Below are 14,900 nucleotides of genomic sequence, written 5' to 3'. Positions count from 1 at the left end.
TCCGCAATCGCTCGTTACTTGTCAATCGCCTCGCCCCCGACTATCTCGGGCCGGTGAAGTTCATTCGTACCTTGACCTTGATCCTTTTTGGCTTCGGACTCTTTGTCCAGGTTGGAGCGAATGCGGCAGCCCTTCCTCAGATCGAGGCGGCGGAGATGAGCGACTGTGCCGAGATGGCCGATAACGATACATCCACCGATCCGGCAGGACCATGTTCCAGCATGACGCTCGATTGCGTGATTGCCATGAATTGCTTGCCGCCTTTGGCTCTGTCGAATGCGACTGAAATGGAGGGTGCGCCCCTTCGTTTGGTACCGAGCTACCTTGTTTCTGCGGCCCCGTGGTTTGAAACAGATCCACCGCGACCGGAATCGCCTCCTCCAAAACCAATCCTCACCGTCTAGTTTTCCCTGAAGGCGCGTTGCGACTTTTGCGAGACTGACGAACGATGCAGCCGCACGAACCGGTCTTCGCCGGTGCGGCATGTTATGTCGTCAGCTCGCTCTGCACGAGTGAGATTTATGAACTGGCGAATTGGTTGGGTGCCGTTTTCGGCCCTGCTGGTCGCGCAGGCTGCCCAAGCGCAGTCGGTCGGCTATGAAGAAACCCTTGCGGCGGCGCGGGCGGAACAGCCCATGCTTGAAGCGGGCGCTTTGCGTGTACAGGCGAGGCGCGATGCTGCGGACGCAGCGGACGAATTGCCCGATCCACGCGTTCGTGCAGGCGTGATGAACTTGCCGGTCACCGGACCCGCTGCATTTAATCCGTATGCGCAATTGCCGACGCAGCTCGCGGTGGGCATCGAGCAGGAAATTCCCAATCTTGCCAGGCGGCGAGCACGATACGGCCTTGCCGGATCCGAAATCGGTATTGCCGAAGCCCGTCTTGGCTTGTCCGAACGTTCCATCCTCGCCGAGGCCGGGACGGCTTGGATTGGCCTGTATTATGCTCAGCAGCGCCTCGCTCTTGCGCGCGACTCTCTGGACAGCTTAAGGGACTTCGTTCCGGTCGCAGTCAGTGCCGTCGCTTCGGGATCGGCCAGACCTGCCGACAGCCTTGCGATCCGGCGCGAGCTTCTCGAAATCGAGGATGCCATTACCCGGATCGAGGCCGCGCGCGCAGCCGCGCGTGCCCGGCTGCAGCGATATATCGCCGGAAGCGAGCCCGTCGCTGCGGGGGGCGCTCCCCAAGTTACCATGGACCCGGAAGAGCTTCGGTTCGCGTTGGAGGCCAATCCGGAATTGCGTCTGGCGGATGCCGAGCAGCGACGTGCCGAAGCTGCAGCCGATCTGGCACGCGCTGAAAAGCGACCTGATTTCGGCGTCAGCGTGACTTATGGACACCGTAATCCTGATTTTGGCAGTGTCATATCGGTCATGGGATCGGTCACTTTGCCAATCTTCACTGACAGGCGGCAGAATCCGCGCATCGCGGCGGCCGAAGCAGACGCTGCTGCCGCCTCGGCCGAGCGCGTCGACCGCCTGAGGGCGATCAGGGCCCGGTTCGAAACCGATCTTGCTGAATGGCGCAGCGCGCTACAGCAATGGGAACGTGCGCGTGACCAGCTTCTCCCGCTCGCGCGCGACCGTGCCGACCTAGAAACCGCCAGCTTCGCTGCTGGACGCGCCGACCTCGTTGAAGTGATCGCGGCCAAATCTGCGCTGGCATTGCTCGAACTCGAGATTCTCGAACGCGAACAGATGGCTGTCGAAGCCGCTGCAACTCTACGACTTACATATGGGGAGGACAGGCCATGAAAGCCGTGTTCGAACGTCTTTCGCCGCGCCAGCGTTCTTATGCAGCGGCGGCGGGTATAGCCCTGATCAGCCTGGGGGCTGGCTACGGTCTGTCGATGCTCGGCGGCGGCAGCGATGGCGGTGACGCCGCTGCCGATGCCGGCTGCGAAGAAGTGCTCTACTGGTACGATCCGATGGTGCCGGATCAGCGCTTCGACGAGCCGGGCAAGTCGCCATTCATGGACATGCAGCTGGTTCCCAAATGCGCGGGCGGCGATGCGCAGGCTGGCGAAGGGGTCAGCATCGATTCCGGAATGGTCCAGAACTTCGGGATCCGCACTGCCGAGGCCGAATACGGCGTGCTGGAACCGGAAACGACGGTGACCGGCACGCTTGCCTACAATGGCAGCGAGGTAGCGATCGTCCAGCCACGCGCGGGCGGCTATGTTCAGCGAACATACGGCCACGCCCCGCAGGATCTGATCGCAAGAGGCGCGCCGGTCGTCGATTTGCTGGTGCCCGAATGGGGCGGCGCCCAGCAGGAATTTCTTGCCGTGGCGGCCACTGGCGACGCGGCGCTTACCAGTGCAGCCCGCCAGCGCCTTCGATTGCTCGGGATGCCGGAAGGCGTGATCTCCTCGGTGGCTCGAAGCGGGAGACCCCAATCGACGATCACCGTCACCGCGCCGCAATCGGGCGCGATTACCTCGCTCGGTGTAAGGCCGGGCATGACCGTCATGGCAGGCCAAAGCCTCGCCGAAATCAGCGGCTACAGTCCGATCTGGCTCGAGGCCGCTGTGCCCGAGGCCCTTGCGGGAAGCGCCCGCGTGGGACAGCCGGTAAGCGTGACGCTCACCGCTTTTCCTGGCGAGCGATTTGCAGGGCGGATCATTGCCATCCTGCCGAGTGCACAGGAGGCAAGCCGGACGATTACCGTGCGCGCGGCGATGCCCAACCCCGGCCTTCGCCTGAAACCGGGCATGTTTGCGCAGGTCACGATCGCTCCTGAACGGCGTGAAGCATTGCTCATCCCGTCGGAGGCCGTGATCCGCACCGGCGAACGCACGCTGGTGATGATCACTCAGGAAAGCGGAGGATACCGACCTGCCGAAGTCCGGATCGGGCGAGAAGCAGGCGGCCGCACCGAAGTTCTCGCGGGCCTCGCGGCAGGCGAGGAGGTGGTTACCTCCGGCCAGTTCCTGCTCGATTCCGAAGCCAGCCTTGCGGGTATCGATGTACGTCCCATCGATGATGCACCGACGGCTGCCGGTGAAGAAGGCGCACAGGCGCAGGCGGATGCGGACGAGCCGCGCACCTATCGAGCCACAGGTACGATCGAACGCATCACTTCCCGCAGCATTACCTTGCGGCACGGGCCGGTCGAAGCTCTGGAATGGCCAGCCATGACGATGGGTTTTGCCACTGAAGGTCCGGCCCAGGTTCGCGGTTTCCAACGCGGCGACCGGGTGACCTTTACCTTCGTTCAGGCAAGCACCGGTCCGCGCATCGTCTCGATCCGGAAGACCGGCCAATGATCGCGCGGATCATTGACAGTTCGATCGCCAACCGCCTTTTCGTGGTTCTGGCGGCGATCGGCCTGGCGCTCGCCGGCTTCTGGGCAGTGCGGACCACCCCTGTCGATGCGCTTCCCGATTTGTCCGACGTGCAGGTGGTTATCCGCTCCAACTATGCCGGGCAGGCCCCGCGTATCGTGGAGGACCAGGTTACCTATCCACTGGCGACGACCATGCTCTCGGTGCCGGGAGCAAAGACCGTGCGCGGCTATTCGTTTTTCGGCGATAGCTATGTCTACGTGATCTTTGAGGACGGGACCGATCTCTACTGGGCGCGCTCGCGCGTGCTCGAATATCTCAACCAGGTCCAGAACCGCTTGCCTGACGGCGTCGAAAGCACGCTAGGCCCCGACGCAACCGGTGTGGGATGGATTTACGAGTATGCCCTGGTTGACCGCAACGGGGGTCACGACCTTGCAGGGCTGCGAAGCCTGCAGGACTGGTTCCTGCGTTACGAGCTGAAGACCATTCCGGGCATCGCCGAGGTCGCCAGCGTGGGGGGCATGGTCAAGCAGTATCAGATCGTCCTCGATCCTTACCGCATGGCCTCGCTCGGCGTGACTCACGCCGAAGTGGTCAAGGCGGTCCAGGCCGGCAATCAGGAGGCGGGCGGATCCATCGTCGAGATGGGCGAAGCGGAATTCATGGTGCGTTCGTCAGGCTATCTGGGCAGCCTCGATGACTTCCGTGCGATCCCCCTGCGGGCTGAAGCGGGGGGTGTGCCGGTCATGCTTGGCGAAGTCGCCAATGTCCAGATCGGTCCCGAACTGCGCCGCGGTATCGCCGAACTGAACGGCCAGGGCGAAGTCGCGGGCGGCATCGTCATTCTGCGGCAAGGGGCCGACGCGCGCGGTGCGATCGAGGCGGTGGAGGTGAAGCTGGAACAGTTGAAGGCGAGCCTGCCCGACGGGGTCGAGATCGTCACCACCTATGACCGTTCGCAACTGATCGATGCCTCGGTCGATAACCTCACCACCAAGCTGATCGAGGAATTCATCGTCGTCGCGCTCGTGTGCCTGTTGTTCCTGTGGCACGCCCGCTCTGCGCTGGTCGCCGTGGTTACCTTGCCTTTGGGCGTTCTGGCAGCCTTTCTGGTGATGCGCTTCCAAGGCGTGAACGCCAACATCATGTCGCTTGGTGGCATTGCCATCGCGATCGGTGCGATGGTCGATGCGGCGGTGGTGATGATCGAGAACGCGCACAAGCACATCGAGCGCTGGACCGAGGACAATCCCGATACGGTCATGTCGGGTGAGGAGCGCTGGCGGATCGTCGCAGACGCATCGAAGGAAGTGGGTCCGGCGCTGTTTTTCAGCCTTCTGATCATCACCTTGTCCTTCCTGCCGGTCTTCACTTTGCAGGCGCAGGAAGGGCGGCTCTTTGCTCCGCTGGCCTTCACCAAGACCTATGCGATGGCGGCGGCGGCGATCCTGTCGGTCACGCTGGTTCCAGTGCTGATGGGATGGCTGATCCGGGGCAAGATACCGCGGGAAGACAGCAATCCGATCAACAAGGCGCTGACCCGTGCCTATCGGCCGGGGCTCGACTGGGTAATGCGGCGTCCGAAAGCGACGCTGGTCATTGCCGGACTGATCTTTGCGACGACGTTGGTACCCTTCACGCGGCTGGGCGGCGAATTCCTGCCTCCTCTCGATGAAGGCGACCTGCTCTATATGCCGAGCGCGCTTCCCGGACTTTCGCCGGGTGAGGCATCGGTTCTGCTCCAGCGGACCGACCGCCTGATCAAGACGGTGCCAGAAGTCGACACCGTTTTCGGCAAGGCGGGCCGCGCTGATACGGCCACCGATCCCGCGCCGCTGACGATGTTCGAGACGACGATCAGCTTCAAGCCGCGTGAGGAATGGCGCGAAGGGATGACGCCTGACAAGCTGGTCGAGGAGCTCGACCGGGTGGTCCGTGTCCCGGGCCTCGCCAATGTCTGGGTACCCCCGATCCGCAACCGCATCGACATGCTCGCGACAGGCATCAAAAGCCCGATCGGGGTCAAGGTCTCTGGTGAGGATCTGGGCGAGATCGAACGCGTGGCGCTTCATGTCGAACAGATTGCCAAGCAAGTGTCAGGCGTCAGTTCGGCGCTCGCTGAAAGGCTTTCAGGCGGGCGCTATGTCGATGTTGATATCAATCGTCTGGAAGCGGCCCGTTACGGGCTCAACATTGCCGATGTGCAGCAGATCGTGTCGGGCGCGATCGGCGGAGCGAATGTCGCGCGCACGGTGGAGGGGCTGGCCCGCTATCCGGTCAATGTCCGCTATCCGCGCGAGATCCGCGACAGCGTCGATGAGCTGCGCAATCTTCTGGTCCTGACCCCTGCGGGACAGCAGATCACGCTTGGCACGGTGGCGGATGTTCGTGTGACCAGCGGTCCGCCCATGCTCAAGAGCGAGCAGGGCCGACCGACCAGCTATGTCTATGTCGATGTACGTGGTCGCGACCTCACCTCGGTGGTGGGCGAGTTGCAGGAAGCGATCGGGGCGGAGGTCGATCTGCCCGCCGGCGTTAGTCTGTCCTATGCCGGGCAGTTCGAATATCTGACCCGCGCCTACGAACGGCTGAAGATCGTCGTGCCGGCGACGCTGGCGATCATTTTCCTGCTACTTTACCTGATCTTCCGCCGCTTCGACGAGGCGCTGCTGATCATGGGCACGCTGCCATTCGCGCTGACCGGCGGGTTCTGGTTACTTTACCTGATGGGATACAACCAATCCGTCGCCACCGCCGTCGGGTTCATTGCGCTGGCAGGCGTGTCAGCGGAGTTCGGCGTGGTCATGCTGATCTACCTGAAGGCCGCGCTGGAACGGCGGGAGGGCGATCTCGATGCCGAGGAGGTATCGGCAGCCATCCGCGAAGGCGCGCTGCTCCGCGTCCGGCCCAAGGCGATGACCGTCGCCGTGATCCTCGCTGGACTTTTTCCGATCCTGATCGGCACTGGCGCCGGATCCGAGGTGATGAGCCGTATCGCGGCCCCGATGATCGGCGGGATGATCACCGCCCCGCTGCTTTCAATGTTCGTACTTCCCGCCGCCTTTCTGATGATGCGGCGGCCCAGGGCCAAACGGTCCAAACCCCTCGAAGGAGAAGAAGAATGCGTATTACAACCCTCGTGACCCTATTGGCAGCGCCGCTGGCTCTCGCCGCGTGCGACTCGGGCGACGATACCGAAGCGATGGACGACACGGCCATGGCAGACGTTCAGATGCCGATGGACGATAGCGACATGCCGATGATGGGATCGGATGGCGCGATGCGGACCGCCAGCGCCGAAGGGATCGTCACCGCCATCGACGCCGATGCGGGAACGATCACAGTCGATCACGGCGCTGTCCCCGCGATCGAATGGCCCGCCATGACGATGGGGTTCCAAGCCGACGAACAGCTGCGTCAGGACGTGGCGGTTGGCGACACGATCTCGTTCGACTTCACAACCGGCGAAGGCGGCAACACGATCACTTCGATCACCAAGAAGTAATTGTGAACCGGCCCCGGATCATTTTCGGGGTCGGCACAATAGGAGAAGTACGATGATGAACGGTGACATGCCAGCGGCCATGATGGGGATCATGGGCCTGTTCTGCTTATTGCTGACCATCCTCATGGTGTTGGGCATCGCTGCACTGATCAAATATCTCCGGGGCAGGTAAGATGGACCAGTGGGCGAAGGCATCGGGTCTCAATCGACGCGCATTACTGCGACGGGCCGGCGCAGCGGCGACCGGCCTTGTGGCTCTTCCCTTGTCTGCTTGCGAAGCACGAAATTCGCTGTTTAGCGCCGATGGAGCCGGCGCGAATCCGCTCGCCATTCCGAAGCTCGATCAGGGAATTGTCGAACAAGGCGAGCGGGTCTTTCGACTGTCAATATCCGCTGGGCAGAAGGAATTCGCTCCCGGAGTCGCTTCGCCTACGATCGGAGTGAACGCGCCTTATCTCGGTCCGACATTGGAGATGCGCCGCGGCGAGCGCGTCCGGTTGCATGTCGACAACGGTCTGGACGAGGGAGCCACCGTCCACTGGCACGGGTTCGAACTTCCCGCCGCTGCGGACGGCGGGCCGCACCAGCTGATCCGCCCCGGCGCCCGCTGGAGCCCGTCTTTCGAAGTGCGCCAGCGCGCCTCGCTCTACTGGTATCATTCGCACCTGCATCGCGGCACAGGACCGCAGGTCTATGCTGGTCTTGCCGCACCGATCTATGTCCGTGATGACGAAGAAGAGGCGCTGGATCTGCCGAGCGAATATGGCGTCGATGACATTCCGCTTATTGTTCAGGACCGCTTGCTCGATAGTTCCGGCAGGATCCACTATCCGCAGAACATGCACGCGCAAATGATGGGCGTGCGCGGGGATCGTATCTACGTCAATGGCACGCAAAACGCGGTGTTTGACGCTCGGACCGGTCAGTTACGCTTGCGGATCCTCAATGGATCGAACGCACGCTTCTACGATTTCTCGCTGTCCGGTGGTCAGACCATGGAGCTCATCGCGAGCGATGGCGGCTTGCTGGATCGCCCGCATGCAGTCCGCTCGCTCAGGCTCGCACCGGGTGAGCGGGCGCAGATCCTCGTCGATCTTTCCGAGGGGCGCCCACTCAGCCTTCTGGCGACCAGTCCGGACAATTCGATGGGCATGATGGGCAACGGCGGCGGCATGATGGGCGGCGGTATGATGGGCCGACGCCGCGACGATGCCCGGACGGACGAGCCGTTCCGGATCCTCGATATCAGACCCTCTGGCTCCTCGCCGAGAAGGAATCTGCCGCCGCAGCTTGCCGCGCTACCAGCACTCGACCCTTCACTTGCAGTGCGAACCCGGAGGTTCGTGCTCGATATGGGCATGATGGGCGGCGGGATGTCTATCAATGGTGCCAGCATGGACATGAATGTCATCAACGAGCGGGTGCCCGTCGGCCAGTGGGAAATCTGGGAAATCGCCAACGCTTCGATGATGGCCCACCCTTTTCATATTCATAACGTCCAGTTTCGTGTGATCGACCGCGATGGCCACGCGCCCCCGCCACTGGAAACCGGTTTCAAGGACACGGTTATTGTCAATCCGCGCGAGCAGGTGCGCGTGCTGCTGCGCTTCGAGGAACATAGCGACCCGGACACGCCCTACATGTATCACTGCCACATCCTCGAACACGAGGATGCGGGCATGATGGGGCAGTTCGTCGTGGTGAACAGCTAGGAAGGAATGGTCATGAGCAGGGATGAAAGCGTGATCAAGGGAACCGCGATCGATCCGGTCTGCGGGATGAGCGTCGAGATCGACGGCGCGAAACACAAGGCCAAGCATGAGGGGGCGGAGCACTATTTCTGTTCTTCGCGCTGCCACGACAAATTCCTCCTGGACCCCCAGCTCTATCTGTCGAACGCGCATCTCGATGCTGTTGAGGACGTGCCGGAAGGCACTATCTACACCTGTCCGATGCACCCGGAGATCCGCCAGCCCGGTCCCGGCTCATGCCCGATCTGCGGAATGGCGCTCGAACCCGAGACTGTCAGCCTGGATGAAGGGCCCGATCCGGAACTGGTCGACATGCGCCGCCGGTTCTGGTGGAGCGCGCTCCTGACGCTGCCGCTGTTTGTCTATGCAATGGGAGACATGATCCCGGGGATCAGCTTCGACCGCCTGATTGAGCCTGCCAGGGCGCAATGGGCGCAGTTCCTCCTTGCCACGCCGGTGGTCCTGTGGGGCGGCTGGCCCTTCTTCGTCCGGGCCTGGCAATCGCTCAAGACCCGCAATCTCAACATGTTTACGCTGATCGGGATCGGCGTGGGCATTGCCTATGTGTTCAGCCTCGTGGCAACGGCGCTGCCGGATCTGTTCCCGCCTGCCTTCCGCGACCACTCGGGGCGCGTGGGCGTTTATTACGAGGCGGCGGCGGTTATCACCACGCTCGTGCTTCTGGGCCAGGTACTCGAACTCAAGGCGCGCGGTTCGACTTCCAGCGCCCTGAGGGCGCTGCTCGAACTCGCACCTCCCTCGGCGGTGAAGATATTCGGCAATGGCGACGAACGCGAAGTGCCGCTTGACGAATTGGCGACCGGCAACCGCTTGCGAGTGCGGCCCGGCGATAAAGTGCCGGTCGATGGCGAAATCGAGGAGGGTTCAAGCGCGATCGACGAATCCATGGTCAGCGGCGAGCCTCTGCCCGTGACCAAGCGCGCGGGCGATACGGTTATCGGCGGGACCGTGAACCAGACCGGCGGCTTCATCATGCGTGCCACCAATGTCGGCAAGGACACGATGCTGTCCAAGATCGTCCAGATGGTTGCCGAGGCGCAGCGCAGCCGCGCGCCGATCCAGCGGCTCGCGGACCAGGTCGCGGGCTGGTTCGTTCCTGCGGTCGTGGTTGTTGCGATCGTCACCTTTGCGGTGTGGGCCATCTGGGGTCCCGCGCCAGCGCTTGCCTATGCGTTGGTCAATGCGATTGCTGTTCTGATTATCGCCTGTCCCTGCGCGCTGGGGCTTGCCACGCCGATGTCGGTGATGACCGGCACAGGCAAGGGCGCGCAGCATGGCATCCTGATCCGCAATGCCGAAGCACTGGAGACATTGGAGAAGATCGATACGTTGGTGGTCGACAAGACCGGCACGTTGACGATGGGTAAGCCTGACCTGGTTGCGGTCGACCCGGTCGAGGGTATCAACGAAACCGAATTCCTTGCCGCGGTCGCGGGCGTCGAGATGGGCAGCGAACACCCGCTCGCGCACGCCATAGTAGAAGGCGCGCGGGCCCGCGGTGTTTCGCCTGCCGAAGCCACAGACCTGGCTTCGACCACGGGGGAAGGCGTCGAGGCGAATGTACAGAATCGTCGCATCGCCATCGGCAATGAAAAGATGATGCGGCGGGTGGGGATCGATGACGATGTCTGGCTGGGCTCTGCGGAAAGCGGTCGCTCGCAAGGACAAACAGTGATGTTTGTCGCATTCGATGGGCACCCTGCGGGGATGATCGCGGTGGCCGATCCGATCAAGCCGACCAGCGCGGCAGCCATCGCCGCTTTGCACGCTCGCGATATCCGCGTGGTCATGCTGACCGGCGATAGCCGAGCAACGGCTGAAGCGGTCGCGCGGGAAATGGGCATCGACGAGGTGCACGCCAATGTCTCGCCCGAGGACAAGCACCGCGAGATTGAAAGGCTGAAGAGTGAAGGACGCCGCGTCGCCATGGCGGGCGATGGTATAAACGATGCGCCGGCTCTGGCAGCCGCCGATGTCGGCATTGCCATGGGAACGGGCACGGATGTAGCGATCGAAAGCGCCGGTGTAACATTGGTGCGTGGTGATCTGACCGGGGTAGTGCAGGCAATCATCCTGTCGCGCGCGACCATGCGCAACATCCGCCAGAACCTGTTCTTCGCCTTTGCCTATAACACGCTCGGGATACCGGTTGCCGCAGGGGTGCTGTTCCCGGCGTTTGGACTGCTGCTCAACCCGATGATTGCGGCAGCGGCGATGAGCCTGTCATCGGTTTCGGTTATTGCCAATGCTTTGCGATTGCGGGGGGTGAAGCTTCCGGTTTTCGAAATGCAAGTGCAGGATCGAAATAATCGCTAGAAAACCGGGGTGTCACGAAGCGGCAAATGGCCTTATTTGTGATGACGGACACGAAGCTTGAAGCGATCAATGCCGGTTCTGCCTAGGAACGCTGGCAGGCAATCCCTCTGCCCAGTGATTTCTCCTTAGCTAGTTCCAGGGCAGCGCGTAGGCTACTATTGCGTCGCTGACAGGTGTCTTCATGAAATGATGCCCGCCTGCCATAACCACGACATACTGGCGGCCGTCCTGGGAGTAGGTCATCACGTTGGCTTGGCCGCCGCCCGGCAGGACGTCGGTCCAGACGGTTTCACCGGTTTCTACGTCGATCGCGCGGATCAGATTGTCGGTCGTCGCGGCAATGAACAGCAGTCCTCCTGCCGTCACGACACCGCCGCCATTGTTGGGCGTACCGATCGTGAACGGAATGCCAAGAGCAAGACCCCAGGGACCGTTTGCGCGTGCCGAACCGAAGGGCCGGTCCCATAGCGTCTCGCCGCTACTCATGTCGATCGCACGAATGCCGCCATAAGGCGGCTCTTTACACAGAAGGCCGGTCAGCCCGAGCCGCCAGCCCGCGTTGACGTCGATGGCGAACGGCGTACCGGTCTGGGGCGAGCCTTCACCTTCAGAACCACCGCCACCTTGATTGCCCTGCGGGCCGCGCGGCTCCCATCCCTTTTCGTCCGCCACTGCGCGAGGGACGAGGCGGTTGTGGTTGGGCATGTCGTTATAGTTGGCGTAGATCACTCCGCGGCGCGGATCGATCGCCACCGATCCCCAGTCGGATCCACCATTGTAACCGGGATACTGGATCCACCGGCGATCTGACGTGGGAGGCGTATAGTAGCCATCATAGGCCGACTGCCGATACTGGATGCGGCAGATCATCTGGTCGATTGGCGTCATGCCCCACATGTCGCGTTCTTCGAGAGAGGGTCTGCGCAGCGTCGCAAAGCCCGAATAGGGCTGCGTGGCGGTGCGCTCGGCGGGCTCCACACCACCTTGCGGCACGGCGCGCTCGATCACGGTGTGCAGCGGTCGACCGGTACGTCGGTCGAGAATGTAGATCTCGCCCTGCTTCGACGGGAGAATAATCGCCGGCGTTCCGCCCGGCAGATCGACAAGCGTTGCCTGGCTCCCGAGGTCGTAGTCCCAGACGTCCTTGTATACGGTCTGGAAACGCCAGCGTGGCTCGCCCGTCTCGCCGTCCAATGCCACGAGCGCCGTCGAGAATTCGTTTTCCTGTGGACTGCGATCCGAACTCCAGTAATCGACCGCGCTGTTGCCCATGGGAAGGTAGACGAGACCGAATTCCTCGTCCGCCGAAGCCGTCGTCCACATATTGGGCGTCCCGCGCGTGAATTGCTCGCCTGGAGCAGGTTCGCCAAATTCTCCCGGACGCCCCATATCCCATGCCCAGGCGCGCTCCCCGGTAACGGCGTCAAACGCCTGGATTACGCCCGACGGTGCGCTGTTGCGCTGCCCGTCGAGAACCTGATGGCCCGTCACGATGTTGCCGCGCACGATCACCGGAGGAGCCGTGATCGCCACCATGCCTGGATATGTCTGGCCCATGCCCTCTTTGATATCGACCTCGCCGTTGACGCCAAAGTCGGCGCAGGGGCGGCCGGTTTCGGCATCGACGGCGATGAGACGGCCATCGAGCGTCCCTTCAATAATGCGCATCGCGCAATTCGCTGCAGCTCTCGAAGGTACGAGCGGCGCGCCTCCATTCTGGGAAGGAGAGCCTTGGGCGCCTCCGGAAAGCTGTGTGCCGCTGTCCCGTGGGCGGGTGTAGGCGGTCACGCCGCGGCAGGAGGCCGAATAGGGAATGGCGGCGGTGGAGACTTGTGGATCGTGGCGCCAGATTTCCGCGCCGGTTTGCGCGTCGAGCGCGATGAGAATATTCATCGCCGAGCACAGATACAAACGGTCGCCGATCTTCAGCGGGGTCGTTTCTGGGGCGTATTTGCCTTCACCCGCACCTAGGGGCAGATCGCCGGTATGTGCTATCCATGCGCGCTTCAGGCCGCCGACATTGGCCGGTGTGATCTGATCCAACTGCGAATAACGCTGACCTGAATGGGTTCCTCCCCAGGCTGGCCAGTCAACGCCCACATCCTCGAACTCTATCCCGGCCTGGGCTATCGGGAGTTCCCCCCTCACCGGATCGGGGCCCGATGCCGATGCAACCCAGAGTGCAACCGCAAGGAACACCACCGCTCCCCCAGCCCCTGCAAGTGCAACTGGCCATCTTGTCGGCCGATAAAGGCGGGGTGAAACCAAAGCGACCAGAGCGAGGAGAACGGTCGGACCAACAAGCCGCGGCACGAGCGCCCACGGATCATTGCCGCTCTCCCATAATGCCCAGGGCACGGTCACCATATAGATGCCGACGTAAATCCACGCGCCCAAGGCTTTCCCGCGAAAGATGAAATAGGCGGAAGCAAGCAGCGCCGCGCCGGTCAGCCCATAGTAAAGCGAGCCGCCAAGGATTGCGAGCCAGATGCCACCGGCAAACAGTGTTGCACCGATGAGTCCGATCAGAATCGCGACTATCCGCGGTAGAATCGAAACCTTTCGATGAGGTGCGGTTTGTTCGGAACTGTTCATGACGGGCCTCGCTGTTTTGATCTTGGCAAACTTTCCCGATACTTCTGGGCAGGGATGACATTGCGCCTTTCTATCATTAGCGCGATTATTGGATACCTTGGATAGATCACCGGACCTTTCTGCGGCGCAGTTTCGGGAACCGGTTCGCCAGCAGTACAAAGCCCGACAACGCGATGACCGTTCCACCGATTCCGAAAAGCAGCAGCCACCAGCTGTTGATCCGGTCGCGCTGGGTCCAGTCCATGATGTGCAAGCCCCAGACGAAGTCGAAGAAGCGCCAGGTATCGCTTCGAGCGGCGAGAATCGCGCCGCTCGACGCATCGATGTAGAGCCTCGTCGCGTCTGGATCGGAGAAGGTGATTTGCCACGCCGGAAACGGACCTCGGAACTCTGTTCCTATCGGGCGCTCGATCAGCTTAGCACCGGTGATCGAGGTCTCGGGACCGGTCCAGGCCCGCGAAGCGATGGCCTGGGCATCGGCGAGTGGGAGGGGAGATACCCTCGTTCCGGTCTCGGTCTCATGAAGCGTCATCGAGCCATCGCTACGCTCGACTTGAACGAGGGGACGGCCAGCTACGGACTTGGTCGTCACGGCAACGATGCCCTGTCGATCCACCAACCATTGCGGCGCCGGAAACTCAGGATCGAGTGTTTCGGCCTCGCGCGATATGACGTGCTCGGACCGTACCTGCTCGATCTTGAGAAAGGACATGATAGCGCCGGTTCCCATCCACAACAGCACCTGCACGCCGACAACAAGCGCGAGCCACTTATGCAGCTTGCTGCCGAATATGTGCAGCCGCAGCTTGCGTGACGGCTTTCGTAGAGCTGGAACCGACGCCATGAGGTCTTATTGGTTGCGAGGAGGACGCGACGATGAATGGTATTGCACGATCTTCCAGCCATTGGCGTCGTGCGTGAGTACCGACGTTGCCACGCCTTCGCGATCGATCACGCGTCCATCCGCCAGTTCAATCCGGTAGGTATAGGTTTCCCGGCCGTAAGCCATGTGTCCCATCCGGGTGACTGCAACGGTCGGCTCACCGAAGGTGAAACTGGTGATCGCGTCCAGTTCAGGCCCCAGGTGATGCGCCATGTAGTTCGTGAAGCTGCCTTCATCCTTTCCGTTCTCGTAAACGAAGGATTCTTCCGCAAACAAGGCTGTCATGGCCTCAGCATCGCGCGCCGTCAGCGCGTTACGATACGCTGTGAGAGCAGCCTCCGCCCCCGCGACGTCGTCGTTCATGGCCGCCATATGATCCGCCTGGTTCATGCCCTGCGCCGAATGGTCCATCTGCTTCGATTGCGAATGCTCCCCATGCGCGGAATGGTCCATGTCCTGGGCCAACGCCGGTGCCGCGGATAAAGCAAGCGCCGCAGCGGCCACGCCCCGAATGATTGTAGTGTGCATCGAACTTTC

At 62.1% G+C, this 14,900-nt stretch carries 9 protein-coding genes; 6 read left to right on the top strand and 3 right to left on the bottom strand.

The genetic code is table 11. The features are described 5' to 3' along the window. The first annotated feature begins 521 nt into the window (after nucleotides 1–521). From CP97_RS15395 to CP97_RS15370, 6 genes are all read left to right on the top strand, one after another. On the top strand, nucleotides 522–1,757 hold the full coding sequence (locus CP97_RS15395) for a TolC family protein (protein ID WP_063612669.1): 1,236 nt from the start codon (nucleotides 522–524) through the stop codon (nucleotides 1,755–1,757). Continuing rightward, complete coding sequence (locus tag CP97_RS15390) at nucleotides 1,754–3,271, top strand: efflux RND transporter periplasmic adaptor subunit (RefSeq protein ID WP_063612668.1); 1,518 nt, start codon at nucleotides 1,754–1,756, stop codon at nucleotides 3,269–3,271. The genes CP97_RS15395 and CP97_RS15390 overlap by 4 nt, the downstream gene beginning before the upstream one ends. Beyond that, nucleotides 3,268–6,435, top strand: a complete 3,168-nt coding sequence (locus CP97_RS15385) for an efflux RND transporter permease subunit (RefSeq protein WP_063612667.1) — start codon at nucleotides 3,268–3,270, stop codon at nucleotides 6,433–6,435. Before CP97_RS15390 ends, CP97_RS15385 begins: the two co-directional genes overlap by 4 nt. After that, complete coding sequence (locus tag CP97_RS15380; protein ID WP_202392052.1) at nucleotides 6,414–6,797, top strand: copper-binding protein; 384 nt, start codon at nucleotides 6,414–6,416, stop codon at nucleotides 6,795–6,797. Before CP97_RS15385 ends, CP97_RS15380 begins: the two co-directional genes overlap by 22 nt. A gap of 173 nt (nucleotides 6,798–6,970) precedes the next feature. Further along, the gene (locus CP97_RS15375; RefSeq protein ID WP_063612666.1) at nucleotides 6,971–8,509 is read left to right on the top strand and encodes a multicopper oxidase family protein; all 1,539 of its coding nucleotides are present in this window, start codon (nucleotides 6,971–6,973) and stop codon (nucleotides 8,507–8,509) included. Nucleotides 8,510–8,521: 12 nt separating this feature from the next. Then, nucleotides 8,522–10,885 (top strand): heavy metal translocating P-type ATPase, encoded by a 2,364-nt coding sequence (locus tag CP97_RS15370; protein WP_063612665.1) that lies wholly within the window; start codon nucleotides 8,522–8,524, stop codon nucleotides 10,883–10,885. Between the two features lie 129 nt (nucleotides 10,886–11,014). Here the strand turns inward: CP97_RS15370 and CP97_RS15365 are convergent, their stop codons facing one another. From CP97_RS15365 to CP97_RS15355, 3 genes are all read right to left on the bottom strand, one after another. Further along, nucleotides 11,015–13,480: a membrane-bound PQQ-dependent dehydrogenase, glucose/quinate/shikimate family gene (locus CP97_RS15365; RefSeq protein ID WP_063612664.1), complete on the bottom strand. Its 2,466-nt coding sequence runs from the start codon at nucleotides 13,478–13,480 to the stop codon at nucleotides 11,015–11,017. A gap of 106 nt (nucleotides 13,481–13,586) precedes the next feature. Further along, a complete protein-coding gene (locus CP97_RS15360; protein WP_174539187.1) occupies nucleotides 13,587–14,324 on the bottom strand; it encodes a PepSY domain-containing protein in 738 nt (245 codons plus the stop codon). Nucleotides 14,325–14,330: 6 nt separating this feature from the next. Further along, nucleotides 14,331–14,891, bottom strand: coding sequence for a YybH family protein (locus CP97_RS15355; RefSeq protein WP_225871716.1), 561 nt, complete (start codon nucleotides 14,889–14,891; stop codon nucleotides 14,331–14,333). Between the last annotated feature and the right edge of the window lie 9 nt (nucleotides 14,892–14,900).

The sequence above is a fragment of the Aurantiacibacter atlanticus genome (genome assembly GCF_001077815.2).
Classification (GTDB): domain Bacteria; phylum Pseudomonadota; class Alphaproteobacteria; order Sphingomonadales; family Sphingomonadaceae; genus Alteraurantiacibacter; species Alteraurantiacibacter atlanticus.
This window is presented reverse-complemented; position numbering and strand designations above follow the sequence as displayed.